The sequence below is a fragment of the Micromonospora sp. NPDC049060 genome, from assembly GCF_040649055.1.
In the GTDB taxonomy this organism is placed as follows: domain Bacteria; phylum Actinomycetota; class Actinomycetes; order Mycobacteriales; family Micromonosporaceae; genus Micromonospora; species Micromonospora reichwaldensis.
Window position 1 is genome coordinate 1 of sequence record NZ_JBEZEV010000094.1, and the last position, 24,755, is coordinate 24,755.

At 74.3% G+C, this 24,755-nt stretch carries 25 protein-coding genes; 9 read left to right on the top strand and 16 right to left on the bottom strand.

Annotation, left to right across the window (positions count from 1 at the left end; translation table 11 throughout):
* Nucleotides 1-64: 64 nt before the first annotated feature.
* The 9 genes from AB0B83_RS25505 to AB0B83_RS25545 form a co-directional block, all read right to left on the bottom strand.
* A complete protein-coding gene (locus tag AB0B83_RS25505; RefSeq protein WP_357580281.1) occupies nucleotides 65-259 on the bottom strand; it encodes a hypothetical protein in 195 nt (64 codons plus the stop codon).
* A 375-nt stretch (nucleotides 260-634) separates the two neighbouring features.
* A complete protein-coding gene (locus AB0B83_RS25510) occupies nucleotides 635-1,246 on the bottom strand; it encodes an ATP/GTP-binding protein (RefSeq protein ID WP_132240296.1) in 612 nt (203 codons plus the stop codon).
* A complete protein-coding gene (locus AB0B83_RS25515; protein ID WP_357580282.1) occupies nucleotides 1,227-1,613 on the bottom strand; it encodes a DUF742 domain-containing protein in 387 nt (128 codons plus the stop codon). Before AB0B83_RS25515 ends, AB0B83_RS25510 begins: the two co-directional genes overlap by 20 nt.
* Nucleotides 1,614-1,618: 5 nt before the next feature.
* Nucleotides 1,619-2,041, bottom strand: a complete 423-nt coding sequence (locus AB0B83_RS25520; protein ID WP_091629996.1) for a roadblock/LC7 domain-containing protein — start codon at nucleotides 2,039-2,041, stop codon at nucleotides 1,619-1,621.
* 91 nt (nucleotides 2,042-2,132) lie between these two features.
* Complete coding sequence (locus AB0B83_RS25525; protein ID WP_357580283.1) at nucleotides 2,133-4,724, bottom strand: nitrate- and nitrite sensing domain-containing protein; 2,592 nt, start codon at nucleotides 4,722-4,724, stop codon at nucleotides 2,133-2,135.
* A 154-nt stretch (nucleotides 4,725-4,878) separates the two neighbouring features.
* Nucleotides 4,879-6,456, bottom strand: a complete 1,578-nt coding sequence (locus AB0B83_RS25530; RefSeq protein ID WP_357580284.1) for a prenyltransferase/squalene oxidase repeat-containing protein — start codon at nucleotides 6,454-6,456, stop codon at nucleotides 4,879-4,881.
* Nucleotides 6,453-7,328, bottom strand: coding sequence for a terpene synthase family protein (locus tag AB0B83_RS25535; RefSeq protein WP_357580298.1), 876 nt, complete (start codon nucleotides 7,326-7,328; stop codon nucleotides 6,453-6,455). The genes AB0B83_RS25530 and AB0B83_RS25535 overlap by 4 nt, the downstream gene beginning before the upstream one ends.
* Before the next feature lie 53 nt (nucleotides 7,329-7,381).
* Nucleotides 7,382-8,707 carry a cytochrome P450 gene (locus AB0B83_RS25540; RefSeq protein ID WP_357580285.1) on the bottom strand — a complete coding sequence of 442 codons (1,326 nt, stop codon included), beginning with the start codon at nucleotides 8,705-8,707 and terminating at the stop codon, nucleotides 7,382-7,384.
* A gap of 243 nt (nucleotides 8,708-8,950) precedes the next feature.
* A complete protein-coding gene (locus tag AB0B83_RS25545; protein ID WP_357580286.1) occupies nucleotides 8,951-9,865 on the bottom strand; it encodes a GNAT family N-acetyltransferase in 915 nt (304 codons plus the stop codon).
* An 82-nt stretch (nucleotides 9,866-9,947) separates the two neighbouring features.
* On the opposite strand from AB0B83_RS25545, the gene AB0B83_RS25550 reads away from it, so the two are divergent.
* Nucleotides 9,948-10,196: a DUF2630 family protein gene (locus AB0B83_RS25550; RefSeq protein ID WP_132240301.1), complete on the top strand. Its 249-nt coding sequence runs from the start codon at nucleotides 9,948-9,950 to the stop codon at nucleotides 10,194-10,196.
* Nucleotides 10,197-10,241: 45 nt separating this feature from the next.
* Here AB0B83_RS25550 and AB0B83_RS25555 read toward each other — a convergent pair whose 3' ends face one another.
* From AB0B83_RS25555 to AB0B83_RS25565, 3 genes are all read right to left on the bottom strand, one after another.
* Entirely contained in the window at nucleotides 10,242-11,177 is a 936-nt protein-coding gene (locus AB0B83_RS25555) for an RIO1 family regulatory kinase/ATPase (protein WP_357580287.1), read from the bottom strand.
* 181 nt (nucleotides 11,178-11,358) lie between these two features.
* Nucleotides 11,359-12,003 carry an HAD-IA family hydrolase gene (locus tag AB0B83_RS25560; RefSeq protein WP_357580288.1) on the bottom strand — a complete coding sequence of 215 codons (645 nt, stop codon included), beginning with the start codon at nucleotides 12,001-12,003 and terminating at the stop codon, nucleotides 11,359-11,361.
* 58 nt (nucleotides 12,004-12,061) lie between these two features.
* Nucleotides 12,062-12,928, bottom strand: a complete 867-nt coding sequence (locus AB0B83_RS25565; protein WP_357580289.1) for a carbon-nitrogen hydrolase family protein — start codon at nucleotides 12,926-12,928, stop codon at nucleotides 12,062-12,064.
* 109 nt (nucleotides 12,929-13,037) lie between these two features.
* Here AB0B83_RS25565 and AB0B83_RS25570 point away from each other — a divergent pair, with 109 nt between their 5' ends.
* The 6 genes from AB0B83_RS25570 to mug all read left to right on the top strand — a co-directional run bounded on the left by AB0B83_RS25570 (nucleotide 13,038) and on the right by mug (nucleotide 17,427).
* A complete protein-coding gene (locus AB0B83_RS25570; RefSeq protein WP_151457345.1) occupies nucleotides 13,038-13,610 on the top strand; it encodes a TetR/AcrR family transcriptional regulator in 573 nt (190 codons plus the stop codon).
* A gap of 118 nt (nucleotides 13,611-13,728) precedes the next feature.
* Nucleotides 13,729-14,640 (top strand): TIGR04222 domain-containing membrane protein, encoded by a 912-nt coding sequence (locus AB0B83_RS25575; RefSeq protein WP_357580290.1) that lies wholly within the window; start codon nucleotides 13,729-13,731, stop codon nucleotides 14,638-14,640.
* Complete coding sequence (locus tag AB0B83_RS25580) at nucleotides 14,637-15,455, top strand: DUF692 domain-containing protein (protein WP_357580291.1); 819 nt, start codon at nucleotides 14,637-14,639, stop codon at nucleotides 15,453-15,455. Before AB0B83_RS25575 ends, AB0B83_RS25580 begins: the two co-directional genes overlap by 4 nt.
* On the top strand, nucleotides 15,452-15,898 hold the full coding sequence (locus AB0B83_RS25585; RefSeq protein ID WP_357580292.1) for a hypothetical protein: 447 nt from the start codon (nucleotides 15,452-15,454) through the stop codon (nucleotides 15,896-15,898). The genes AB0B83_RS25580 and AB0B83_RS25585 overlap by 4 nt, the downstream gene beginning before the upstream one ends.
* Nucleotides 15,899-16,018: 120 nt before the next feature.
* Nucleotides 16,019-16,786, top strand: coding sequence for an SDR family oxidoreductase (locus tag AB0B83_RS25590; protein ID WP_357580293.1), 768 nt, complete (start codon nucleotides 16,019-16,021; stop codon nucleotides 16,784-16,786).
* Nucleotides 16,787-16,857: 71 nt separating this feature from the next.
* Nucleotides 16,858-17,427 carry a G/U mismatch-specific DNA glycosylase gene (gene mug, locus AB0B83_RS25595; RefSeq protein WP_357580294.1) on the top strand — a complete coding sequence of 190 codons (570 nt, stop codon included), beginning with the start codon at nucleotides 16,858-16,860 and terminating at the stop codon, nucleotides 17,425-17,427.
* A 97-nt stretch (nucleotides 17,428-17,524) separates the two neighbouring features.
* Here the strand turns inward: mug and AB0B83_RS25600 are convergent, their stop codons facing one another.
* The 3 genes from AB0B83_RS25600 to AB0B83_RS25610 form a co-directional block, all read right to left on the bottom strand.
* Nucleotides 17,525-19,504 (bottom strand): ABC transporter ATP-binding protein, encoded by a 1,980-nt coding sequence (locus AB0B83_RS25600; protein WP_357580299.1) that lies wholly within the window; start codon nucleotides 19,502-19,504, stop codon nucleotides 17,525-17,527.
* 116 nt (nucleotides 19,505-19,620) lie between these two features.
* A complete protein-coding gene (locus AB0B83_RS25605; protein ID WP_357580295.1) occupies nucleotides 19,621-20,388 on the bottom strand; it encodes an enoyl-CoA hydratase/isomerase family protein in 768 nt (255 codons plus the stop codon).
* A 46-nt stretch (nucleotides 20,389-20,434) separates the two neighbouring features.
* The gene (locus AB0B83_RS25610) at nucleotides 20,435-20,662 is read right to left on the bottom strand and encodes a helix-turn-helix domain-containing protein (protein WP_007462679.1); all 228 of its coding nucleotides are present in this window, start codon (nucleotides 20,660-20,662) and stop codon (nucleotides 20,435-20,437) included.
* A 209-nt stretch (nucleotides 20,663-20,871) separates the two neighbouring features.
* On the opposite strand from AB0B83_RS25610, the gene AB0B83_RS25615 reads away from it, so the two are divergent.
* Nucleotides 20,872-21,471 carry a cadmium resistance transporter gene (locus tag AB0B83_RS25615; RefSeq protein ID WP_357580296.1) on the top strand — a complete coding sequence of 200 codons (600 nt, stop codon included), beginning with the start codon at nucleotides 20,872-20,874 and terminating at the stop codon, nucleotides 21,469-21,471.
* 368 nt (nucleotides 21,472-21,839) lie between these two features.
* Here the strand turns inward: AB0B83_RS25615 and AB0B83_RS25620 are convergent, their stop codons facing one another.
* Nucleotides 21,840-23,444, bottom strand: coding sequence for an ABC-F family ATP-binding cassette domain-containing protein (locus tag AB0B83_RS25620; RefSeq protein ID WP_357580297.1), 1,605 nt, complete (start codon nucleotides 23,442-23,444; stop codon nucleotides 21,840-21,842).
* A 245-nt stretch (nucleotides 23,445-23,689) separates the two neighbouring features.
* Here AB0B83_RS25620 and AB0B83_RS25625 point away from each other — a divergent pair, with 245 nt between their 5' ends.
* A complete protein-coding gene (locus AB0B83_RS25625; protein WP_357580300.1) occupies nucleotides 23,690-24,607 on the top strand; it encodes a neutral zinc metallopeptidase in 918 nt (305 codons plus the stop codon).
* Nucleotides 24,608-24,755: the final 148 nt, after the last annotated feature.

Consider the following 24,755-nt stretch of genomic DNA (forward strand, 5'->3'; position numbering starts at 1 on the left):
CCTTGTCAACGCTTAGCGTTGACAAGGGGCCCTTCCTTACACGCGTGCCTTCGGTGCCGGCGGGTCAGCTGTGGGTGGGGCCGGCGCCCGCCGGCACATCCACGGCAGGGTCCGGGGTGTACGGGTAGTACGTGCGCGGCTCGACCACCGTGGCGTTCGTCTCCGGCGCGCCCGAGCCGACGTACACGTTGTGGCGCTGCACCGCCCGGCCGGGTCCGCTGTCGGCGTAGCCGCTCGCCGACCACAGCGGGTGCGGCACGTCGCGGCGCTCTGTGCGTGTGCTCTGTGCTCGAGTGGGCACCAGCCCAGCGACACTCAAGCCCCGCGCCCAACCCGCCCCACGCGCACGGGCACCAAGGAAGCGAGCTGCCAACCCACGGGTGCGCTGCACCCGTGCAGGCCGGAGATCTTGGTACGGACGTGCCCCCAGAGGGGCCGTTTCTCGCCAAGATCCGCTCTGCGCGTCGAGGGAGGCAACGCAGCAGACACCCGGCACCGCAACGACGCGAGCAGCAGGCAGCAACACGGGGCAGCAAACAGCGACGCGGGGCAGCCGCAACGGCGGCTACCCGCGCGACGGCGACGGCGGCTGTGGCACCGTAGCGGCTGCTACACGGCGGTGGTGGCGGCCCGGTCAGTCGGTGGCGGCTGCGCGGCGGCGGGCCTCGCGGGTCTTCATGGCGTGCTCCATCAGCGTGATGAGCACCTCCTTGCTGGACTCCCGCTGCCGCGCGTCGCAGAGCAGCACCGGCACCCCCGGGTCGAGGTTGAGCGCCGCCTGCACCTCGTCGAGCCGGTACTGCCGGCTTCCCTCGAAGCAGTTGACCGCCACCACGAACGGCGTGCCCCTGCCCTCGAAGTAGTCGATGGAGGGGAAGCAGTCGGCCAGCCGCCGGGTGTCGGCCAGCACCACCGCGCCCAGCGCGCCGAGCGCCAGCTCGTCCCAGACGAACCAGAACCGGTCCTGGCCGGGGGTGCCGAAGAGGTAGAGCACCAGGTCGTCGCTGATGGTGATGCGGCCGAAGTCCATCGCCACGGTGGTGGTCGTCTTGCTCTCCACCCCGGAGAGGTCGTCGATGCCGACGCCGGACTCGGTCAACACCTCCTCCGTACGCAGCGGGCGCGTCTCGCTGACCGCACCGACCATGGTGGTCTTGCCCACGCCGAAGCCACCCGCGACGAGGATCTTGATCGCGGTGGGCAGTGGCGTCGCTCCCGCCGGCCGCTCAGAGTGCCCGTAGTCCATTGATTACCGCCTCGAAAACGCTGTTGTCGGGAAGGCCGGCTGTGGTGTGCGGTTCGCGTACCTGCACCAGGCTGCGGGCCGCGAGGTCACCGAGCAGGACCCGGATGGTGCCCACCGGCAGGTCCAGGTGGGCGGCGATCTCGGCGACGGACTGGATCCGCTGGCAGAGCCCGACTATCGCCAGGTGCTCCGGGCCCAGCCCGACCTCCGGAATCACTTCCGCACGGGTCGCCGTCACCAGGGAGATCAGGTCGAACGTGCCGGTGACCGGCCGGGCCCGGCCGCGCGTCATCGCGTACGGGCGCACGACCGGGCCGGCATGGTCGTCGACCCACTGGTGCTCCGAGGACTCCCCCTGCACCGTCATCGCGGCTACTTCTCGCCGGTCTGCTGCTCGCCGGTCCGCGAGGGCGACGCCACGTACTTGCCGACGCGGGTGACCAGCATCGCCATCTCGTAGGCGATCAGGCCGACGTCGGCGTCCTCGCTGGCGAGTACGGCCAGGCAGGCGTTGCGCCCGGCCGCTGTGACGAACAGGAACGACGACTGCATCTCGATGATCGTCTGCTGCACCTGCCCGCCGCCGAAGCGCTTGCCCGCGCCCCGGGCCAGGCTCTGGATGCCGGCCGCCATGGCCGCCAGGTGCTCGGCGTCGTCCCGGCCCAGCCCTCGCGAGGCGGCCATCAACAGGCCGTCCGTCGAGAGCGCGACCGCGTGGTCGGCCTGCTTCACCCGGCCGACCAGATCATCCAGCAACCACGTCAGGTCGGCACTCGAAGCCGTCTTCTGCGCCACTCGTCGTCCTCTTCTCCCCCGGCTGTTGTCGCCGTGCTCGTCTCGGCTGAACGCTGCGGTGCGGGGATCCCCCGCACCGCGACGGCACCGGTCAGGTCGCTTGCAGGTCGTCGCCGGCGTCGGGTTCCTCGCCGGCCTCGGTTCGGCTGTCGCCCGCTCCACCGAGCAGCCGGGCGGCGTCGGTACGGCCCCGCCGGGTGCCGGTCTGGTAGGAGCTCATCATTCGGCGTACCTGCTCCGGCGGGCGCGCCATGTCCTCGTCACCGTCGTCGTCCCCGCCGGCGGCCGGATCGTCGCGGAGTTCCGGCACGATGCTGGCCTGCCGGACCCGGACCGGCAGGCCCGAGTCGGTACGCGCCGTCACCTGGCGGGCCGTCGGCGCCGGACCGCCGGTCGTCGTGGAGCCGGTGTCCGCCTCCGGTGCGGGGGTCCCCGTCGTGTCGGGCGCCTCCGCGAGCGCGGGCCGGGCGGCCACCGGCAGGCCGGTCGGGAAGGTCGGGCCGTCCAGGGCGTACTGCTCGGAGCCGCCACGGGCGCGCACGGGCAGCCGCGCGTCGAGGGCCGGGCCCGTCGCCGGCAGGCTCCGGCCGCGCGACCGGGTCGGCAGGACGCCACCGTCGGCGTCGCCCGTGGCGGGGGCCTCGGCGTCCGGCGCCGGGCGGGGGCGGGGCGCGATCGGCTCGGCCAGGGCCACCGGCGCGGTGGCGAGCGGCGGCTCGGCGGCGGGCGGCGCCTGGCCGGACGCGCCGGCCACCGGGACGCCTGCGGGCAGGCCGGCCGGGAACCCGCCGGAGGTGCTCGGGTCCTCGTCGTCGGCGGTGACCAGCTCGGCCGGGATCAGCACGACGGCCGTGGTGCCGCCGTACGCGGACTCCTTGAGCTGCACCCGCACGCCGTGCCGCTCGGTCAGCCGGCTGACCACGTAGAGCCCGAGGCGGGAGGCGTTGGCCAGGTTCAGCTCGGACTGGTCGACGATCCGGTGGTTCGCGGCGGCCAGGTCCTCCTCGCTCATGCCCAGGCCGCGGTCCTCGATCTCGATGGCGAAGCCGTTGGCCACCTGCTGCCCGCGCACCTCGACCGAGGTGTGCGGCGGGGAGAACGACAGCCCGTTCTCGATCAGCTCGGCGAGCAGGTGGATGACGTCGCCGACCGCGCGGCCGGTGAGCGAGACCGCGCCGAGGGGCAGCACGTTGACCCGGGTGTAGTCCTCGACCTCGGCGACCGCGCCCCGGACGACGTCGACCATCGGCACGTTGCGCCGCCAGGCGCGGCCCGGGGTGGAGCCGGAGAGCACGATGAGGTTCTCCGCGTTGCGCCGCATCCGGGTGGCGAGGTGGTCGACCCGGAACAGGTCCTCCAGCTCCTCGGCGTCGTGCTCGCGACGCTCCATCGCGTCGAGCAGGGTGAGCTGGCGGTGCACCAGCGCCTGGGTGCGCCGGGCCAGGCTGAGGAAGACCTCGCGCACGTTGCGGCGCAGGTCGGCCTGCTCGACGGCGGTGCGGATGGCGGTCTCCTGCACGGCGTTGAACGCCTTGCCCACCTGGCCGATCTCGTCGTCGCCGAACTCGAGCGGAGGCGCCTCCTTGGCGATGTCGACCTCCTCGCCGTGGCCGAGCCGCTCGACGACGCTGGGCAGCCGCTCGTTGGCCAGCCGGATGGCGGCCTCGCGCAGCCGCTCCAACTGCTGCACCAGGGCCCGCGCGGTGGTGATCGACACGACGATCGAGGCGACGACGGCGAGCAGGCCCAGACCGGCGGCCAGCACCAGCCGCAGGACGACGCCGACGGCGATCGGCGCGGCCCGCTCGACGAGCGCGTCACCGGCCTCGATGATGAAGCGCTGCTGCTCGCCGACCACCACGTCGGCCGCCGCGCGCCACTCAGCCGCCGACACGGGTGGCGCGCCGCCCGCCCGTCCCTGCACGACGCGGTCCTCCAGGGACCGGAACGCGGTGTACGCCTCGCCGCCGACCAGTGCCTCGTAACGGGCCCGGTCGCCGCTCGACAGGTCGGTACGGACCTGGCTGTCCAGGTAGCGCTGGGCGCCGGTGGCGCGGGCGAAGGCGGCGGTCTCCTCGGGCGTCATCCGGCCGGCGGCCAGGGCGCCGGTGACGAGGGCGTCCTCCTGCGACATGAGTTCACGGATCCGGACGAGCTGGATCAGCGCCGCGGTCTCCCGCGTGAACTGCTCGTCGTCCAGGTTGCCCAGCGACCCGTACATCCGCAGCACCGAGTCGATGAGCTCGGTGTACTCGCGGGTGGCGGCGGCGCGGTCCACCTGGCGGTCGCGGATGGACTCGCGTACGGCGGCGAGCCGGTCCAGCCCGCTGACGACCGTGTCGATCTGCCGCTGGCTCTCGTCGGCCGCCAGGTCCACCCGCCAGCTGCTGACGGACTTGCGGAAGTCGTCGGCGACGCCCTCGGTCCGCCGCCACTGCGCGTCGAGCTGCTCCCGCTCGGCCGCGCCCGAACCGCCCAGGTACGCGGCGGACGCCCGGCGTTCCGCCTGCAACTCCAGCACCAGCGGCTCACCCGGCTGGGCGACCTGGGCGTCGAGCACCTGCACCCAGAGGAGACCGACGCCCTCCCGGAGGGTCACCCACGCGGCGAACGCCCACAGCGCAACGAGTGAGGCCAGCAGAGCCACGACTTTCCGGCGCAGATTGGAGCTGCGGGAACCCATTTAAAACCATCCCTGGCGGGGAGCCTGATTCATCCGATCGGCGGTTTCCGCATGGCGCTTCGACCGACCCGGCGCACGGTAGCAGTGTCCCGACGATCACTCAAGCAGTGCTGATCATGACCGGTGCGTCATCGCGGGCACCGGGTCGCAGGGCTCACCGTCCTGCGTGGCCGGTCAGCCGGGCCAGGTGCCGCGCCGCGAGCACGGCGGCCCGCACGATGAGCACCGGGTGGTAGAGATCCTTGTCATGCCACAGTGGAACGCCGTCACCGTCTTCGTCGCGGTGGTCGTCGAGGTAGGCCAGCGCGCGGCGCACGGCGGTGGCGAGGCCCGGCCGGGGCGGTCGCCCCGTGCCGAGCAGCACCTGGAGGGCGTACGCGGTCTCCTCCGGCGTGCCCGTCCACAGCCCCCACGAGCCGTCGTCGCGCTGGGTGTCGCGCACCCAGTCGGCCGCCCGGTCGAGCCGGCCGCCTGTGGTGTCGGGCGCGTACTCGGCGAGGCTCGCCGCGACACTGGCCGTCGCGTAGTACGGCGAGGCGTGCCAGCGGTCCGTCCAGCTGCCGTCGGCGAGCTGACCGTCCACCAGCCAGCCGGCGACCCGCCGCGCCACGTCGGCGTACGGGCGGCCCGGACGGTGCCGGGCATGCCAGCCGAGCGCCTCCAGAACGTGGGCGTTCGTGGTGACCGACGCGCCGTCCTCGCCCTGCCAGGTGCAGAAGTGCGTGCCCGTGTCGTACGCCAGGAGGCTGTCGGGCGTCACCGGGCGGCCGAGCCGGGCCAGCGCGAAGAGGGTGACGGCGGTGGTGTCGGCGTCCGTCGGGAGGCCGGGCGAGGTGGCCGCGCCGGTCGGTCCGAGCGCGGCGGCCAGGCTGCCGGTCAGCTCGGCGGGGACGTCCGCCGCCGCGCCGACCCGGGCCAGCCCGCTGAGCACCCAGGCCCGCTCGAACACGGCGATGGGTGTCGTGCACGGCACGGGCCCGCCACCCCGCGCCACGGCCCCGGTGAGGTACTCCAGCGCGCTCCGGTCCGCGCCGGGACGGGCGGGATCACCCAGCCAGGCCGCGGTGGCGGCGGGCGAGGCCCCGACGGCGCCGGACACGGGCCGGGCCGGCAGGCCCACCCGCGCCCGCTCGTCGAGCACCTCGAAGGCGTGCCACAGCTTCTCCGGTACGGGCCCGCCCGCGGCGAGGAGCCGCCCGACCGCCTCGGCCCGGTGCCGGGTCATGCCGTGCGGCATCGGCAGCGCGGGCACCGGCCGCCCGGGGGCCACCGCGCCGTCGAGAAGCGCGTCGATGCGGTCGATCAGGGCGGGCACGATCAGGTCGACGCCCGGCATGTCCGGCACGGGCTCGGCGGCGACCAGCAGCCGGTCCCGCAGCACCGCGACGCCCCGGTCCACGGCCGTCGAGAGCCGGTGCGCCTCCCGTGGGCTGACGCGCCCCGGCGTGCGCAGTGCGCTCAGCAGCGCCTCCACCGCGCTCAGGGTCGGCACGAGGCCGTACGCGCCCGGCGCCCCCCACCCGCCGTCGGCGCGCTGGGCGGCCAGCAGGTGACGCAGCCGCTCGGCGTGCCCCGGCAGCCAGGGGGCGTCGCTGACCAGCCGACCGGTCTCGTAGACCGAGGGCGAGACCGTGCCGTCGGGGGCGGCCAGCATCGCCGCCACCAGTTCACGGCCGGCGACGGCGAGCGCGGCGCCCCCCACGTCTCGGACGGCGACCGGAGCCGCCGTCACGACATGCCCCAGAAGTCGGCCAGCTGGTAGAAGCCGCTGCTGAAGCCGACCTGCCGGGCCAGGTAGTCCGCCTCGCGCGGGCAGGTCTCCCGGAGCGGGACCAGCATCCGGCGGCAGGTGTCCACCAGCGCGGCGAGCCGCTGCTCCACCTCGGCGCGGTCCTCCACCAGCAGCAGCGCGTTCAGGTCGCCCCAGCGCAGGTCGCGCTCGTAGGTGCCGAGGTCGTTGACGAGGCGCAGGGCGCGCTGCACCTGGTCGCTTACCGCGACCAGCTCGTCCAGCCGGGCCAGGGTGGCCGCGTCGCCGGTGTAGAGCCAGTGCGCGACGTTGACGATCGTGCAGGCGTGGTTGTCGGCGTTGTCGAGGTACGCGTCGAGGCTCGGCAGGGACGACCGGTCCCCCGGCCGCCATGCCGCCTTCCACTCCCACTCGCGGGCCATCGCCCGCACCGTCGCGTCCACCCGGTCCCGCCACAGCGGACGGTGCGCCGCGAAGGCGTCGGACGTCGCCAGCTCGTCCTGGAGCGCGGCCAGGTAGCCGCCGAGGTGGTCGTCGGCGGCGGGCGGCTCGCCGGCGGCCACCGCGAGGCAGCGCGCGACGAGGCCGTCGACCTCGTCGCGGGAGCGCGCCCGGTGGTCGATCAGCCAGTCGAGGGCGAAGCCCCACAGCACGGTCCGGTTCGCGGCGCGCAGTTGCCCGGCCGTGCACCACGGGGCGCCGAAGGCGATGGCCAGCGAGATGTTGGCGAACAGCATGGTGTCGAACGGGTCGGCGGGAAACAGCTCGGGGTGCGCCGCGGCCGACGCCTGGAGGTCGCGTTGGCCGCGTACCGCCAGGCCACAGATCCGGCCCTGTTCCTGCGCGTCCCGCATCTCGTCGCGCCCGCCCGGCGTCGCGTCGCGCGACCGGTCGGGCGTCACCGCGGTCACGCCGGCCTCCGCTCGTGGACCGGGGTCAGCGCCATGACCACCGGCCGGCCCGGACGCAGGGTCGCGGCCAGCTGCTTGGGCGGCATCCCGGCGTCGCGCAGCCGGAAGCGGTACCGGCTGAGGATCGTCGCGACCACCAGCGGAGCCTCCAGGTTGAACAGGTACATGCCGAGGCACTGGTGCGGGCCGCCGCCGAACGGGAAGTACGCGTACCGGTGCTCGCGCCGCGGCTGGTCGCCCCGGAACCGGTCGGGATCGAAGGTGTCCGGGCGGTCCCAGTACCGGGCCAGCCGTTGGGTGACGTAGGAGCTGACGGCGACGATGCTGCCGGCTCTGATCCTGGTGCCGCCGATGACGTCGTCCGCCACGGCCGTGCGGGGCACCAGCCACCCGGCGGGGTACATGCGCAGCAGCTCGTCGACCACCGACCGGGTGTAGGTGAGGGCGAGCAGCTGCTCCCGGCTGATCACCCGGTCCGCGCCCACCACCTCGTCCAGCTCGGCGTAGAGCCGGCCGGCCACCTCCGGGTTGGCGTCCAGGATCGGCCACAGCCAGGTCAGTACGGCGTACGTCGTCTCCGTCGCGGTGGCGAACATGGACACCACGTCGTCGCGGACCCGTTGCTCCCCGAGCGGGCGGCCGTCGTCGTCGCGGGCGTTGGCCAGGGCGGCGAGCAGGTCGTCGCCGTCGCGCGGGTGGGTCCGCTCGGCCCGCACCAGGGGCAGCATGATGTCGTCGACGACGCCGATGGCGCGGCGCAGGGCGCGGTCGCCCGGCACCGGTACGGCGTCGGGCACGAAGGGCAGGAGCAGTCGGGCCCGCAGCGCCGTCACGATGGTGTCCTGGGCGGCCACGATCCGCAGCTGGTCGGCGAGGCTCACCCGGTCGGCGAAGAAGACGCTGCTGATCGCCCGGCAGATGACCCGGCCCAGCTCGGCGCCGGCGTCCAGCCACCGGCCGGTGCGGGCCGGCTCGGCGAACTCGTCGACGGCCTCGCTGACGGCCTGGCTCATGGAGTCCACCAGGGAGTCGATGCGCTTGGCGGTGAAGTGCGGCTGCATTCGCCCGCGGCTGGCCTGCCACTCCGGTCCGTCGGACATGATGCCGTCGCCGGTGAGCCGTCGTACCGGCCGCCACAGCATGCTCTGGCCGCCGCGGGTGTAGTTGGTCGCGTTGTCCCGCAGCACGTGCTGCACGTGGGCGGGCTCGGTGACCAGGTAGGGGCGGATCGTCCCGAGGTTGAGCCGCAGGACCTCGCCCGGGGCGGCGTCCGCCATCGCGACGAGCTGGCCCAGCGGGTCACGCAGCAGGCCCGGCAGCATCCTCCACAGTGGCGCGGATCGCGCCGGGCGACCTCGTGAGTCGTCGGCACCCCGTTCAGCAATGGCATCCCGCACCCGTGGCTCCTCCCGTCGGTCACGCTCCGTTGTGACGGACCGTCATGCGAACGGCTGCCTTGCGTCACGATTCGGGAAGCATGCCATCACCCGTCGAGACTCCGCTAGCCGTCGAATGAGAATTTTGCTCATGGGAATGCTCGTCCATGAAGGATTTCGTGTCGGGCGTCACTTCGGAAGGGTGCGCAGGTGGCGCCACTCGGCGGCCACCGGCCGGTACCCGAACCACGCGTTGACCGCCCGCATCGCGTCGTTGCCGGCGTCGTTGATCGTGGACGCCCACCGGAAGCCCGCCGACCGGGCCGCCCGCAGCGACGCGTGCTTGACCGACCGGGCGAGGCCCAGACCCCGCCACCCGCTGCGGGTACCCGTCATTCCCGACAGGTAGCGGTCCCGGCCGTCGGTCAGCGCGAGGCTGAACGCCACCACCACGCCGTCGGCCGTCGCCACCGTGCTCAGCGCCCGGTCCAGGTCCGGCCGGTCCCAGTACGCGGCCCGCCAGTCGGAGAAGCCGATCTCGTCCATCCCGACGTCGCCCGGCTCGTCCGCGGCGGCGGCCAGGTCCGCCTCGTACAACGGGCGCGGGTCGACCAGCTCCGCGGCCGTACCCAGCCGCACCCCGGCCGGCGGGTCGGGCGCGGCCGGCAGCGCCGCCGCCAGGTCCAGGCCCAGGATCACGCTGCGCCGGCCGGCCCGGTAGCCGCGCCGCTCGGCGAAGGCGAGCGGCGCCGGCTCGTCGACGACCCGCGCGTACGCCCGGCGCACCCCCAGCCCGGCGAGCCGTTCCTCGGCGGCGGCGAGCAGCGCCGACCCGACGCCCCGCCCCCGCCCCTCGGGGTGCACGACCAGGTTGACGAAGCCGAGCCCCGGCTCGGCGCTCTCGTGCAGCAGCCCCGTCCGGGCGACGCCGGCGATCCCGTCGCCCGCCTCGGCGACGAGCATCCCGAAGCGCTCGGCCGGCTTGCCGGTCGCCTGCCAGGCGAGCAGCTCCGGCGTGACCACCAGGTGGGGCCGGGCGGCGCGGAGCAGGTCGGCGACCGGCGCCAGGTCGGCGGGGCCGGTGGCCCGGACGGTGGGAACCATGGCTGGGCAACCTACCGCAGCGGCGGGGGCGGGCGGCGGTGGAACCCGGGCGCGCCCGCGCGGCCTGTGCCAGGCTCAGGGCATGGACGACAAGACGATCCTCAACCGGATCTCGGAACTGGTCGACGAGGAGCACCGGTTGCGCGCCGACGCGCAGGCCGGCGAGTCGGGCACGGACGACGACGCCCGCACCCGGCTGCGCGAGCTGGAGGAGTCCCTCGACCAGTGCTGGGACCTGCTGCGTCGGCGACGGGCCGCCCGGGAGACCCACGGCGACCCGGACGCCCAGGGGACGCGCCCCAAGCCGGCGGTCGAGCGCTACCTCCAGTGACCCGGGTCCCGGGCGGCCGGTGCCTGGCCACCCGGGACGTCGCGGTCAGCGGATCCCCGCCTCCCGCAGCAGCAGCGCGCTCAGCGCGGCCGGGTCGGCGTCCGCCTCGGGCAGGCCCCGGGCCGCGAACCAGGTGGCGACCACCCGCACGTCGCGGGCCAGGAACTCCGGCCCCTGCGGGTTGGCCACCACGTCGACCACCTGCGGCAGGTCGATGAGCACCAGCCGCCCCGCGTGCACCAGCAGGTTGTACGGCGACAGGTCACCGTGCGCGAGGCCGGCGCGGGCGAGCACCACGAGGGCGTCGACGAGCTGCCCCCACAGCTCGCGCAGCTCCCCCGCCTCCGGCCGCAGCTGGGCCAGCCGGGGCGCGGCCAGCCCCTCCTCCTGGTCGCCGAGGAACTCCAGCATCAGCTCCGTACCGCGCAGCTGCACCGGGTAGGGGACGGTGATCGTGCCGTGGCGGGCGCCGACCTCCCAGAGCCGGGCGAGCGCGGCGAACTCGGCCGCCGCCCACTGCCCGGCGATCATCTGCCGGCCGAAGGCGGTACGGCCGGCCATCGCCCGGTTCTCCCTGGACCGGCGGACCCGCCGGCCCTCCAGGTAACCGGCGTCGCGGTGGAAGAGGCGGTGCTGGGGGTCCCGGTAGCGCTTGGCCGCCAGCAGGCAGGACCGGTCGGTGCCGGGTACCGCCCGGCGGACCAGGTGGACGTCCGCCTCCTTGCCGGTCTTGAGCATCCCGAGTTCGGTGTCCTTGGCGGCCAGTTCGGTGACCAGCCACTCGGGGTGGGGCTGCGGGCCGTGCACGGCGTCGTCCCAGGACGACCAGCGCTCCCCCGTGTCGGGGTCGGGCTCGGCGTCGGGGTCGGCGAGGGCGGGCTCAGCGGCCCGGCCGCGCTTCAGGAAGAGCTGTTCGTCGTCGTCGAAGCGGCGCTTGCCGCGGGTACGGCGCTCGCGCGCCGGAAGGTCGTGATCGCGCACTGCGGTGGTGATCCCTTACTCGAGGCTGATGGGGGCAGGTGGTAGTGACCTGCGAAGACGGCCATGACCGACCCCCTCTCCTCGACCGGGCGCGGACCCGGTTGCACGATGCGCCGACCATGCTCGCGGTCCGACGCCGCCCCGGTCAACCGAATTACGCCAGCCCCGGCCCGGCGCCCCGTCAGGCGGCGAGCACCGTCGCGACGGCGGCGATCAGACCGTCCGCCGTGCGGGTGGGGGCGAACCGGTCGTCGACCCAGCTCCGCCCCCGGTGCAGCCAGACGCTGGGCAGGCCCACGGCGGCGGCGCCCCCGATGTCCGCCTCCGGCCCGTCGCCGACCACCCAGGCGCCGCGCAGGGGCAGCCGTACCCGCCGGGCGGCCAGCGCGAAGATCCTCGGGTTGGGCTTGCTGACGCCGACCTCCTCGGAGATGACCCAGTCGGCGACGAAGCGGTCCAGCCCGGTACGCCGGATCATGGCCTCCTGCTGGCGTACCCCGCCGTTGCTGACCACCACGGGCGTCCAGCCGGCCTCGTCGGCGATCCGCAGCGCGCAGGCGACAAGCGGATCGAGCCGGATGTTGGCCACCACGCCGTCGTGCAGCTCCTCGACCAGGTCGATGGACGGGATCCGCAGCCCGTAGCGGTCACGCACGGCGTCGGCCACGTCCCACCGGTCGGTCAGCCCGTCGGCGTCGATGGACAGCAGCCAGTCGATGTCGGTCGGCGGCGCGCCGACACCGGCCAGGAAACGCTCCCCCCAGGCGCGGAACGGACCGGCCCTGTCGAGCAGCGTGTTGTCCAGGTCCAGCAGGAGCAGCGGCACTCGGGCACCCTACGGGAGCACGACCGCCCGGCGACAGTGCCGGCTCCTCCCGCGCCCGTCAGGCCGACAGCGCCGAGCGGGCGCCGCCCTGGTGGGGCAGGCGGTCGAGCAGCATGCAGTGGGCCGCCCGGGTCACGGCGAGGGCCTCCGGGGCGAGCGCGACGACCAGTACGGCCTCGCCGGTGTCCGCGCCCCGGGCCAGCGGCCGGCCCTCCGGGTCGTAGACCGCCGCGCCGCCGTTGAACCGCCACGGGTCGGCGCCGCCGACGAGGTTGGCGAACACCACGTACATCGTGTTGTCCAGCGCACGTGCCGCGTAGTAGAGGTCGCGGCGGTGCTCGGAGCCGGCCAGGTAGCCGCTCGGGCAGAGGTAGCCGTGCGCCCCGTCGGCCGCCGCGGCCCGGCCGTGCTCGGGGAAGCAGCCGTCGTAGCAGATGCCGAGCCCGAGCCGCCAGTCGTCGACGAGCAGGGTGGCACCCCGGTCACCGGCGACGAACAGTTCCCGCTCACCACTCCACAACTGCTGCTTGTCGTAGCCGACGTGGACCTCGCCAGCGCGGTCGACCAGCAGGGCGGAGATCGTCCGCCGGCCGTCCGGGTGCCGGACGGCGGCGCCGACCACCACGGCGGCGTCGCCGTCGCGGGCCGCCTCGCGCAGCGGGTCCAGCCGGGGGTCGTCCACCCCGGCCGCCGCGTCGGCCGCGACGTCGGTGCCGGCCGGATCGGCCGCGAGCGTCGGCAGGTGGTACGCGGGCAGGAAGAGCTCTGGCAGCACGGTCACCCGGGCGCCCCGCTCCGTGGCCTGTCGGACCAGCCGGGCGGCGCTCGCCGCGTTGCCGGCCACGTCGCCGGGGACGGGCTCGGCCTGCACGGCCGCGACGGTCAGCGGTGCGGCGGGGACCGCGACGGCGGTGGGAAGTGGCATCACCGGCCGATCCTAAACCGACGCGCCGACCTTGGATGATCATGCGCGCGGCCAAACCAAGCCGTACGTACGGTTTGCATGGCGGAGGGCGAGCTGTCACCATCGACCCGTGCCCAGAGTAAGTCAGGACCAGCTCGACGCGCGCCGGCAGGAGATCCTCGCCGCCGCGCGGGCCTGTTTCGCCCGGCACGGCTACGAGGGCGCCACCGTCCGCAGGCTGGAGGAGGCCACCCGGCTGTCCCGGGGCGCGATCTTCCACCACTTCCGCGACAAGGACTCGCTCTTCCTGGCGGTGGCCGAGGACGACGCCGCGGCCATGGTGGAGACGGTCGCCCGCAACGGCCTGGTCCAGGTCATGCGGGACCTCCTGGCCGGTGCGGTCTCCCCCGACACCACCGGCTGGCTGGGCAGCCAACTGGAGGTGTCCCGGCGGCTCCGGACCGACCCGGCGTTCGCCAGGCGGTGGGCGGAACGGTCGGCGGCGATCGCCGAGGCGACCCGCGACCGGCTGGCCCGGCAGCGGGAGGCGGGCGTGCTCCGCGAGGACATGCCGATCGACGTGCTGGCCCAGTTCCTCGAACTCGCCTACGACGGCCTGGTGCTGCACCTGGCGATGGGCCGCCCCGCCGGCGACCTCGGCCCGGTGCTCGACCTGGTCGAGGAGGCCGTCCGCCGCCGCTGACCGGCCGCCCCCGCGCCACTGCGTATCGGTCCGGTAACTCGGTCCACGCGGTGGATCCGCCCTGGCGGGCCTGCTCCACAATTGGGTCGCGATCCCCCTCGCCCGACAGGAGCAGCACATGACCGTCCTCGCCGCACCTGGTGACACCTGGGGCATCTCCGGTCCCGCCTTCCTCGCGGTCTATCTCCTCGCAGCCGTCGTGATCATCGTCGGCACGGTCGTCCACCGGCTCTCGGTCCTCGCCGGGCCGCAGGTGGGCGACGTGGGTCAGCTCGGCCCACAGCAGGTCGCCTACCTCAACGGCGGGCAGCAGTTGGCGATCTGGGCCTCGCTCGGCGGGCTGCGCAGCAGCGGGGCCATCGGCGTACGCCCGGACCGGCGGCTCACCACCGGCGGTGCGCTGCCGGCCGGGATCACGCCGCTGGACCAGGCCATCCACTTCGCGGCCGGCCGGAACACCACCACCCGGGAACTGGCCCGCGACGAGTGGGTGGTCCGGGCGCTCGACCAGCTCCGGACGAGTCTGGAGCAGCGCGGGCTCGCGCTCGCGCCGGCCCGCCGGGCCGCGCTGCGCCGGGGCGCGTTCCTGCTCACCGCCCTGCTGCTGGTCGGCGTGTTGCGCATCTTCGCCGGCCTGGGCAACGACCGTCCCGTGGGTTGGCTCGTGCTGAGCCAGCTCCCGCTGATCGTCGTGGCCGTCCTCCTGTACCGGGTGCCGTGGCGCACCCGCGCCGCCACTCAGGCCCTGCGCGGCCTGCGGCGTCAGCACACCTACCTCGCGCCCGCCTCGGCCCCCGCCTACGCCACCTACGGCGCGGCGGGCGCCGCGATGGGGGTCGCGCTGTTCGGCACCGCGTCGCTCTACGCCATGGACCCCGGCTTCGCCAGCCAGGCCGAGATCCAGCGCCAGGCGATCAGCGGCTCCGGCGCCTCCTCGACCGGCGGCGGATGCGGCGGCGGCAGCTCGTGCAGCGGGGGCAGCTCGTGCGGCGGCGGAGGGGGTTGCGGCGGAGGCGGGTGCGGCGGATGACCGGCCCCGCCGGCGTCGGCATCGGCTGGCGGCCGGAGATCGCCGGGTTCGTCGCCGACCTGCCCGGGCTGCGCTTCGTCGAGGTGGTCGCGGAGAGTGTCGCCGCGACCGGGCCACCGCCCGCCGGGCTGGCCGCGCTGCGCGAGCGCGGCGTGACGGTCGTACCGCACGGCGTCCGCCTCTCCCTCGGCGGCGCGGAGCCGGTCGACCCGGCGCGCGTCGCCCACCTGGGCGCGGTGGCGGAGCTGGTCGGGGCGCCGCTGGTCAGCGAGCACATCGCCTTCGTCCGGGCCGGCGGCGTCGAGGCCGGTCACCTGCTGCCGCTGCCCCGCAGCCGGGAGGCGGTCGACGCGGTCTGCGCCAACGTCGCCCGCGCGCAGGCCGCGCTGCCGGTGCCGCTCGCGCTGGAACCGATCGCGGCCCTGTTCGACTGGCCCGACGACGAGCTGGACGAGGCCGACTTCCTCACCGAGATCCTGGACCGCACCGGCGCGTTCCTGCTGCTGGACGTCGCCAACGTGTACGCCAACGCCCGCAACCGGGGCACCGACCCGCTGGCGCTGCTCGACCGGCTGCCGCTGGAGCGGGTCTCCTACGTGCACGTGGCGGGCGGCGCCGAGCACGGCGGCTACTACCACGACACGCACACCGATCCGGTGCCCCCGGCGGTGCTCGACCTGATCCGCGAGCTGTGCGCCCGCCGCCGGCCGCCGGCGTTCCTGCTGGAACGCGACGGGCACTACCCGCCCGCCCCGGTGCTCCGCGCCGAGTTGGACGCCCTCGCCGCCGCGTCCGGCTTCCCGGTGGTGACGTGAGCGGCGACCTGGCCGAGCGGCAGGCGGCGCTGGTGGCGGCGCTGGTCGCCGGCGGCCCGGTGCCGGCGGGCTTCGACCCGGCGGCGCTCGCCGCCGCCGGGACCGCGCTGCTGCGCAAGCGCGCCGGGGAGGTGGCCCGGCACTGGCCGCTGCTCGCCGCCGGTCTCGCTCCCCGGTGGCCGGAGACCTTCGCCCGCTGGGCGACGGGGCGGCCGACCGGGGGCTCGCTGCGCGACGGCTGGGACCTGGCCCGCGACCTGCGCGACCAGGGCGCACTGCCGCCGCTCGGCGCGGAGGAACTGGCCGCGCGCGAGGCCGCCCAACGCTACGACGGGCACACCCCGCCGCGCCCGCGTCGGCTGCCGGCGTGGGGGCGCGCCGACGGGGCCGTCGCGGTCCAGCTCGCCGGTCGGGTACGCCTGCTGCGTCCCGCCCGCCGCTGAACCGCCCGCCGCTGAAACGTTCCCCGCCGGACCGCCCGCCGCTGAGCGCCCGCCGGGCCGGCCCGCACCGGCCCGAGGGCCCCGCTGGCGGATCCGGCCGGGTGCGGCAGGATCGACGGCATGGATCTCGGACTGACCGATCGGGTGTACGTACTCACCGGCGCCTCCCGAGGGCTGGGCTTCGCCACCGCGCAGTGTCTCGTCGCCGACGGCGCCCGGGTGGTGCTCTCCGCCCGCGACGCCGACGCGGTGGCCGCCGCCGCGCACCGCCTCGGCGGGCCGGAGCATGCGGTCGGGCTGACCGCCGACCTGGCCGACGCCCAGACGCCGGAGCGCCTCGTGGCGGCGGCCCGGGAGCACTTCGGACGGCTCGACGGGGCGCTGGTCTCGGTCGGCGGGCCGCCGCCGGGCAGCGCCGCCTCGATCACCGACGAGCAGTGGCGCCGCTCCTTCGAGACGGTCTTCCTCGGCACCGTCCGGATGGTCCGCACCGTCGCCGAGAACCTGGCCGCAGACGGGGGCGGGGCGGTCGGGCTGGTCCTGTCGACCTCGGCGCGCGGGCCGGTGCCCGGCCTGGGCATCTCCAACGGCCTGCGCCCCGGCCTGGTGGGCATGGCCAAGGACGTCGCCGACGAGTACGGGCCCCGGGGCGTGCGGGTGGTCGGCCTGCTGCCCGGACGGATCATGACCGACCGCAACGTGGAGCTCTTCGCCGCCACCGGCGACCCCGACCGGGCCCGCGCGGAGGCCGAGGCGGCCATTCCGCTGCGCCGCATCGGCGCGCCGGACGAGTTCGGCCGGGTGGCCGCGTTCGTGCTCTCCCCCGCCGCGAGCTACCTGACCGGGGTCACCGTGCCGGTCGACGGCGGCGTGCTGCGGAGCCTGTGATGGCCGCGCCCGCCGACGGACCGCCCGCCGACGGATCGCCTGCCGGATCGCCTCTCCGGCGACGGACGCGGGTGGCGCGGGCGGCCGGGCGGTATCCGCGGCCGACGGGGGAGGAACTCGCCGCGGCGGCGGAGCGCACCATCCCCGACGTCATCGCCCCCGGCCTGGACGTGCTCTTCGTGGGCATCAATCCGGGCCTGTGGTCGGCCGCGACCGGGTGGCACTTCGCCCGGCCGGGCAACCGGTTCTGGCCAGCGCTGCACCGGGGCGGGTTCACGCCCCGGCTGCTGCACCCCAGCGAGCAGGACGAGCTGCCGGGGTACGGGCTGGGCATCAGCAACATGGTCGCGCGGGCCAGCGCCCGGGCCGACGAGCTGACCCCGGCCGAGCTGGTCGAGGGCGCGGAGATCCTCACCGGCAAGGTCGAGCGGTACCGCCCCCGGTGGGTGGCCGTGGTCGGGGTCACCGCGTACCGGATCGGGTTCGCCCGGCCGAAGGCCGCCTTCGGGCCGCAGCCGCAGCGGCTGGCCGACGCCCGGCTCTGGGTGCTGCCCAACCCCAGCGGCCTGAACGCGCACTTCACCCCCGAGACGCTCGGCGCCGCGTTCGGGGAGTTGCGGGCGGCGGTCGCGACCGGCTGAGACGTCGGTCGGCCGCGCGTCAGTTGGCTGCGGCGCCGACGGTTGGCCGTGGCCGGCGGATTACGCGGCCGGCAGGTTGGCGCGGCCGGCGGCAACGTCAGTTGGCCGCCGCTGGCGGCAGCGCCTCGTCGGCGAGGTAGGGCCGCAGCGGCGGCACGGCCACCGGCTCGGGCCCGGTCGCGTCGACGTACGGGGTCGGCGAGTCGGCGACCGCGAACTGGGTGCGGTAGAGCTCGGCGTAGAGCCCGCCCACGGCCACCAACTCCTCGTGCCGCCCTCGCTCGACGATCCGCCCGTCGTCGAGCACCAGGATCTGGTCGGCGTCGCGGACGGTCGAGAGCCGGTGCGCGATCACCAGCGCGGTACGCCCGGTCAGCGCCACCGACAGCGCCCGCTGCACGGCGGCCTCGCTCTCCGAGTCGAGGTGCGCCGTCGCCTCGTCGAGGATCACGATCGACGGGGCCTTGAGCAGCAGCCGGGCGATGGCGATGCGCTGCTTCTCGCCGCCGGAGAAGCGGTAGCCGCGCTCGCCGACGAGGGTCTCCAGCCCTTCGGGCAGCGACCGGACCAGGTCGGCGACCTGCGCCCCGGCCAGGGCCGCCCAGATCTCGTCGTCGGTGGCGTCCGGCTTGGCATAGCGCAGGTTCTCGGCGATGGTCTCGTGGAACAGGTGCGAATCCTGGGTGACCACGCCGATCTCGTCGCGCAGCGAGGCGAGGGTGGCGTCGCGGACGTCGACCCCGCCGACCAGCACCTGCCCGTCGGTGACGTCGTAGATGCGGGAGATCAGCATGGACAGCGTCGACTTGCCGGCCCCTGAGGGGCCGACAAGCGCCACCATCTGCCCCGGCTCGACCGCGAACGAGACGCCCTTGAGCACGGGCTCGTTGATCGTACGGTCGAGGGCGGCGACCTCCTCCAGGCTGGCGAGCGAGATCTCGGCGGCACTGGGGTAGCGGAACCGGACGTCGCGGAACTCGACCCGGCCGCTGGCCCGGGGCACCGGCACCGCGTCGGGCCGCTCCTCGATCGTCGGCTTCAGGTCGAGCACCTCGAAGACCCGGTCGAAGGAGACCAGCGCGCTCATCACGTCGACCCGGACGTTGGACAGCGCGGTCAGCGGGCCGTAGAGGCGGGTGAGCAGCAGGGCGAGGGTCACCACGGTGCCGGCGCTGACGTTGCCGGTGACCGCCAGCCAGCCACCGAGCCCATAGGTGAGCGCCTGGGCCAGCGAGGCGACCAGCAGCATCGCCACGAAGAAGGTCCGCGAGTACATCGCGGACTGGATGCCGATGTCGCGGACCCGCTCGGCCCGCCCGGCGAACCGGCGCGCCTCCACCTCGGGCTGGCCGAAGAGCTTGACGAGCAACGCGCCCGAGACGCCGAACCGCTCGGTCATCGTCGCGTTCATCTTCGCGTCGAGGTTGTAGGACTCCCGGGTGATCTCGGCGAGCCGCTTGCCGACCCGGCGGGCCGGGATGATGAAGACCGGCAGCAGCACCAGGGAGAGCGCGGTGATCTGCCAGGAGAGGGTGAACATCACCGCGGCGGTGAGCACGAGCTGGATGACGTTGCTGACCACCCCGGACAGCGTCGAGGTGAACGCCCGCTGCGCGCCGAGCACGTCGTTGTTGAGCCGGCTGACCAGCGCACCGGTCTGGGTGCGGGTGAAGAACTGCAGCGGCATCCGCTGGACGTGGTCGTAGACCCGGGTGCGCAGGTCGAGGATGATGCCCTCGCCGATGCGGGCCGAATACCACCGCTGGGCGAGGGAGAGCAGCGCGTCGAACACCGCCAGCCCGGCGATGACGAGGGCCAGCCGGACCACCGCGCTGCCGGCGTCGGCGCCGCCCCGGGTGATCGTGTCGATGACGTCGCCGGCGAGCACCGGGGTGGCGACGCCGATGACGGCGGCCAGCACCACCGTGACCAGGAAGACGACGATGTCCCGGCGGTAGGGCCCGGCGAAGGCCACGATCCTGCGGGCCACCCCGCGCTTGAGTCGGTGGGTGGAGATCTCGTCGCGGTTGCGCATCGACCGGAGCATGCTCCAACCGGTCATGCCGCCGCCCGACATCGAGTGGGACACGTTCACCTCCGGGTCGTCGGGCTGACCGCACCGTCAGGTCAATTCTCCCGACGACTCTGACAACCTCGACCGTAACCCTGATCTTCCCGAACGGTCCTTACGACTTACTCTCCCCGCCCGGCGAGATCACGCAGCCGGCGGGTCTGCGCCTCCCGCTCGGCCCGCTGCTGGTCGGCGGCGGACCGACCGGTCGCGCCGGCCAGCAGTGCCTTGATCTCCACCACCGCGTTGCGGTCGTTGGCCAGCAGCCCGGCGGTCAGGTCACGCACCGCGGCGTCCAGCTCGGCGTTCGGCACCACCAGGGTGGCCAGACCGATCCGGTCCGCCTCGGCGGCGTCCATCCGCCGGCCGGTCGCGCAGATCTCCAGGGCACGGCTGTAGCCGACCAGGTCGACCAGGCGGCCGGTGCCGGCGAGATCCGGGACCAGGCCGAGTGTCACCTCGGCCATGGAGAGCTTCGCGTCCTCGGCGAGCACGCGCAGGTCGCAGGCGAGCGCCAGCTGGAAGCCGGCGCCGATCGCGTGCCCCTGCACGGCGGCGACGGTGACGACGTCGGGACGGTGCAGCCAGGTGAAGCCGCCCTGGTATTCCGCGATCCGGTCGGCGCACTCCTGCTCGGGCAGGGTGGCCAGCTCGGCGAACGACCCCGGACCGGACGCACCGGCCACCGACAGGTCGAGGCCGGCGGAGAACGCCCGCCCCTCGCCGCGTACGACCACGACGCGGACGTCGCCGGGGAGGTTCCGCGAGAAGTCGCTCATCGCGCGCCACATCGCCGGGGTCTGCGCGTTGAGCACGTCGGGCCGGCACAACGTGACCGTCGCGACCGGCCCGTCGCATTCCAGCCGGACCCCGGTCGTCTCGGCGGTCACCGAGCGATCCGGGGAGCGGCGCTGATGGACGACGCTGGTGGGCGGGTCACGCCTTCTTGCGGCGTCGGGCGCCGCCACGCTGCCGCAGCTGAACCCCGGACTCGGTGAGCACCCGGTGGATGAACCCGTAGGAACGGCCGGTCGAGGCCGCGAGCGCGCGGATGCTCTCACCCGAGGTGTACCGCTTTACCAGGTCCTTGGCGAGCGTCTGACGCTCGGCTCCGACGATCCGGCGACCCTTCTCAGTGCTGGTGGCTGTGCCAGTGGCTGCCATGCTGTGTCCTCACGTCCCAGACTGTGCGGTTCGGATACGGTCCCACCTATTAGACCGCCTCGAACGATCATGCGCCAGATATCAACTCTTCGCCAACCGACACGCTATGCAATGTCAGCTTCCCGATAGCGTGATGCTCCCGACGCGGCCCGGGGCCCGCCCGGCCCCGGCGCCGGGGGTGACGGGTGACCGCGCCGTACCCTGCTGGCGTGATCGACCTGTTGGGCACCGCGGCCGGCGCCGCCGTGGTGTTCGCCGCCACCAACATCGACGACATCGTCGTCCTGACCCTGTTCTTCGTCGCCGCCCGCACCACCGGCCGGCCGCGCACCTGGCAGATCGTCGCCGGGCAGTACCTGGGCATCGGCGCGCTCGCGCTGGCCAGCACGGTGGTCGCGGCCGGGCTGCTGGTGGTGCCCGAGCCGTGGACCGGGCTGCTCGGCCTGCTGCCGGTCGCCCTCGGTGTCCGCGCGCTGCTGCGTGACGACGCCGACGACGCCCCGGCGGTGGTCGGCTCGACGCTCGGCGTGGCCGCGGTGACGATCGCCAACGGCGCCGACAACATCGCCGTCTACGTGCCGGTGTTCCGGGCGCTCGGCCCGGCCGACGGCGCGGTCTTCCTGCTGGTCTTCGTGGTGCTCATCGCGCTGTGGTGCGCCGCCGGGGCGTGGCTGGGCGGGCACCCCCGGGTGACGCGGCTCGTCGGGCGCGTCGGCCACTGGCTCGTCCCGGCGGTCTTCATCGCCATCGGCCTGGTCATCCTGGCCACCTCGGGCGTCCTGCCCCACCTGCTCGGCCTGCTGCGCTGACTGCACGCCCCACCCGCACCCACCGCAAACCGCACACCACCCCACCGGGCCACCCCACCCGGTGCGCCCCGCCCGGTTCCTGCCGGGTCGCCCCCCGGTTCCCGCCTGGGCTCCCGCGTGGTCGCCCTGCCTGGCTCCCGCCTGGTCGATCATGAAGTTGTTGTCGCGACACGCCGGGGCGGAGGGCAACAACCTCATGATCAACGGGCCGGGCCGGGGCCGGGGCCGGGCCGGGGCCGGGGCCGGGCCGGGGCGGGGCGGGGCGGGCCGGGTGGGTCAGGCCGGGTGGGCCAGTCAGGGCAAGAGTCACGTCCGCTGCCACCAGCCATCAGCCCATCACCTTCGGGCCGACCCGGCCAGCCTCACAGTCAGGCCAGTTCGACCAGTTCGAGGAGGTCGTCGCTCCAGGCGTCCTCGTCGCCGTCGGGGAGCAGGATGGCGCGGTCGGGCTTCAGCGCCATGACCGCGCCGGGGTCGTGGGTGACCAGCACGATCGCCCCCGGGTAGCGGGCGATGGCGTCGAGCACCTGCTCCCGGCTGACCGGGTCGAGGTTGTTCGTCGGCTCGTCGAGCAGCAGCACGTTCGCCCCGGAGCAGACCAGGGTCGCCAGCGCGAGCCGGGTCTTCTCGCCGCCGGAGAGCACCCCAGCCGGCTTGTCCACGTCGTCGCCGGAGAACAGGAACGCCCCGAGGATCTTGCGCAGGTCGGTGTCGGTCTGCTCGATGGCGGCGCTGCGCATGTGCTCCAGCACCGTACGGTCCACGTCGAGCGTCTCGTGCTCCTGCGCGTAGTAGCCGAGCCGCAGGCCGTGGCCGGCGTGCACCTCGCCGGTGTCCGGCTCCAGCAGGCCGCCGAGCATCCGCAGCAGGGTGGTCTTGCCGGCGCCGTTGAGCCCCAGGATGGCCACCCGGGATCCCCGGTCGACCGCCACGTTCACGTCGGTAAAGATCTCCAACGAGCCGTACGACTTCGACAGGCCGGTCGCGGTGAGCGGGGTCTTGCCGCACGGGGCCGGGTTCGGGAAGCGCACCTTCGCCACCCGGTCGGAGACGCGTACCTCCTCCAGGCCGGAGATGAGCTTCTCGGCCCGGCGGGCCATGTTCTGCGCGGCGACGGTCTTGGTGGCCTTGGCCCGCATCTTGTCGGCCTGCGCCATCAGCGCGCCGGCCTTCTTCTCGGCGTTGGCCCGCTCCCGGCGGCGGCGCCGCTCGTCGGTCTCGCGGGCCTCCAGGTACGCCTTCCAGCCCAGGTTGTAGACGTCGACCACGGAGCGGGTGGCGTCGAGGAACCACACCTTGTTGACCACCGACTCCAGCAGCGAGCCGTCGTGGGAGATCACGATCAGGCCGCCCTTGTGGTTGGCGAGGAAGCTGCGCAGCCAGGTGATCGAGTCGGCGTCGAGGTGGTTGGTCGGCTCGTCGAGCAGCAGGATGCCGCCGCCGTTCTCGCCCGCGTCGCGGAACAGGATCCGGGCCAGCTCGATGCGGCGGCGCTGACCGCCGGAGAGCGTGCCGATGGTCTGGGCGAGCGCCCGGTCCGGCAGGCCGAGGTTGGCGCAGATCCGGGCGGCCTCGGCCTCGGCCGCGTACCCGCCGAGGGAGGCGAACTGGTCCTCCAGCGCGCCGTAGCGGCGGACCAGCCGGTCGTCGGCGCCGTCGGCGAGCTTGGCCTCGATCTCCTTCATCTGGGCCATCAGCACGTCCAGGCCCCGGGCGGAGAGCACCCGGTCGCGGCCGGTGACCTCCAGGTCGCCGGTGCGGGGGTCCTGCGGGAGGTAACCGATGGCGCTGCGGCGATCGAGCTGACCGGCGTACGGCTGGCCCTCGCCGGCGAGCACCTTCAGCGTGGTGGTCTTGCCGGCGCCGTTGCGGCCGACCAGGCCGATCCGGTCACCCGGCTGCACCCGCAGCGTGGTGTCGGACAGCAGGATCCGGGCGCCGGCGCGCAGCTCCAGGCCGGTGGCAGTGATCATGTCGGAGGACTCGCTCTCGGGGTCTGGAAGGGCTGACTCAGGGCACGCGAAAGCGCCGGCGGGCACGAGGCCCGTCGGCGCGGGGCGGTTCAGCCTTCGCAGAGCAGCACGGGCCCAAGTGTACCGGGCGCCGCCGGATCGCCCCGCCGGATTACCGATCAAGATCATCGGGTACCGAATCGCCGTCCGGACCCGGTCCGGTACCGCAACCACCAAAACGGATCAAATCGGTGATCGGGGTAGACATGGAGCTGAACGAGAACGCGCGGGTCGACACCAGCCAGGTGGACGACCGGCGAGGATCCGGCGGAGGCGGCGGGCTGGGCGGCATACCCATCCCGATCGGCGGCGGTCGGGGCGGCATCGTCGGCCTCGTCATCGCCGTGCTCGTCGCGCTCGTCGGCGGCGGCTTCGGCCTGAACGCGGCCACCAGCGGCGGCGACGAGCCGCAGGGCGACAACTCGTCACTGGAGCAGAAGTGCTCGGCCGAGGACGCGCTCCAGCAGCTCGACTGCCGCAACACGCTCTACGTCAACTCCATCCAGGCGTACTGGCAGAAGGCCCTGCCCGAGGCGTTCGGCGAGCAGTACCGCCCGTCGAAGACGGTGTTCTTCAGCCAGGGCGTCAACACCGCCTGCGGGCAGGCCGACTCCGGCGTCGGCCCGTTCTACTGCCCCGCCGACGACCAGGTCTACATCGACCTCACCTTCTACCAGGTGCTCGCCCAGCAGCTCGGCGCCTCCGGCGAGTTCGCCCAGCCGTACGTGCTCGCCCACGAGTACGGCCACCACGTGCAGGACCTGCTCGGCACGGAGGCCGAGATGCGCCGCCAGCAGCAGCGCGACCCGGACAACGCCAACCAGCTCTCGGTGAAGCTGGAGCTGCAGGCCGACTGCTACGCCGGCGCGTGGGCGAAGAACGCGACCGGCACCGCCGACGCGAGCGGCCAGAAGATCTTCACCAGCATCAGCGAGCAGGACATCCAGCAGGCCGTCGACGCCGCCGAGAAGATCGGCGATGACGCCATCTCCAAGCGGGCCAACCGGCCGGTGAACCCGGACGAGTTCACCCACGGCTCCTCCGCCCAGCGCAAGGAGTGGTTCACCCGGGGCTACGACACCGGCGACCCGAAGTCCTGCGACACCTTCCGCGGCAGCCTCTGAGCACCGGAGCGCAGACGGCCCTCGGCGGCCGGCGGGCCGCGGCCCCCCGGCCCCCGCGGGCGGGGGGGCGGGCCCGGGGCGGCGGGGGGCGCGGGCGCCGCGCGAGGCGTGGGGCGGTTCGGCATGATCCGGCACGTCGTGCACCCTA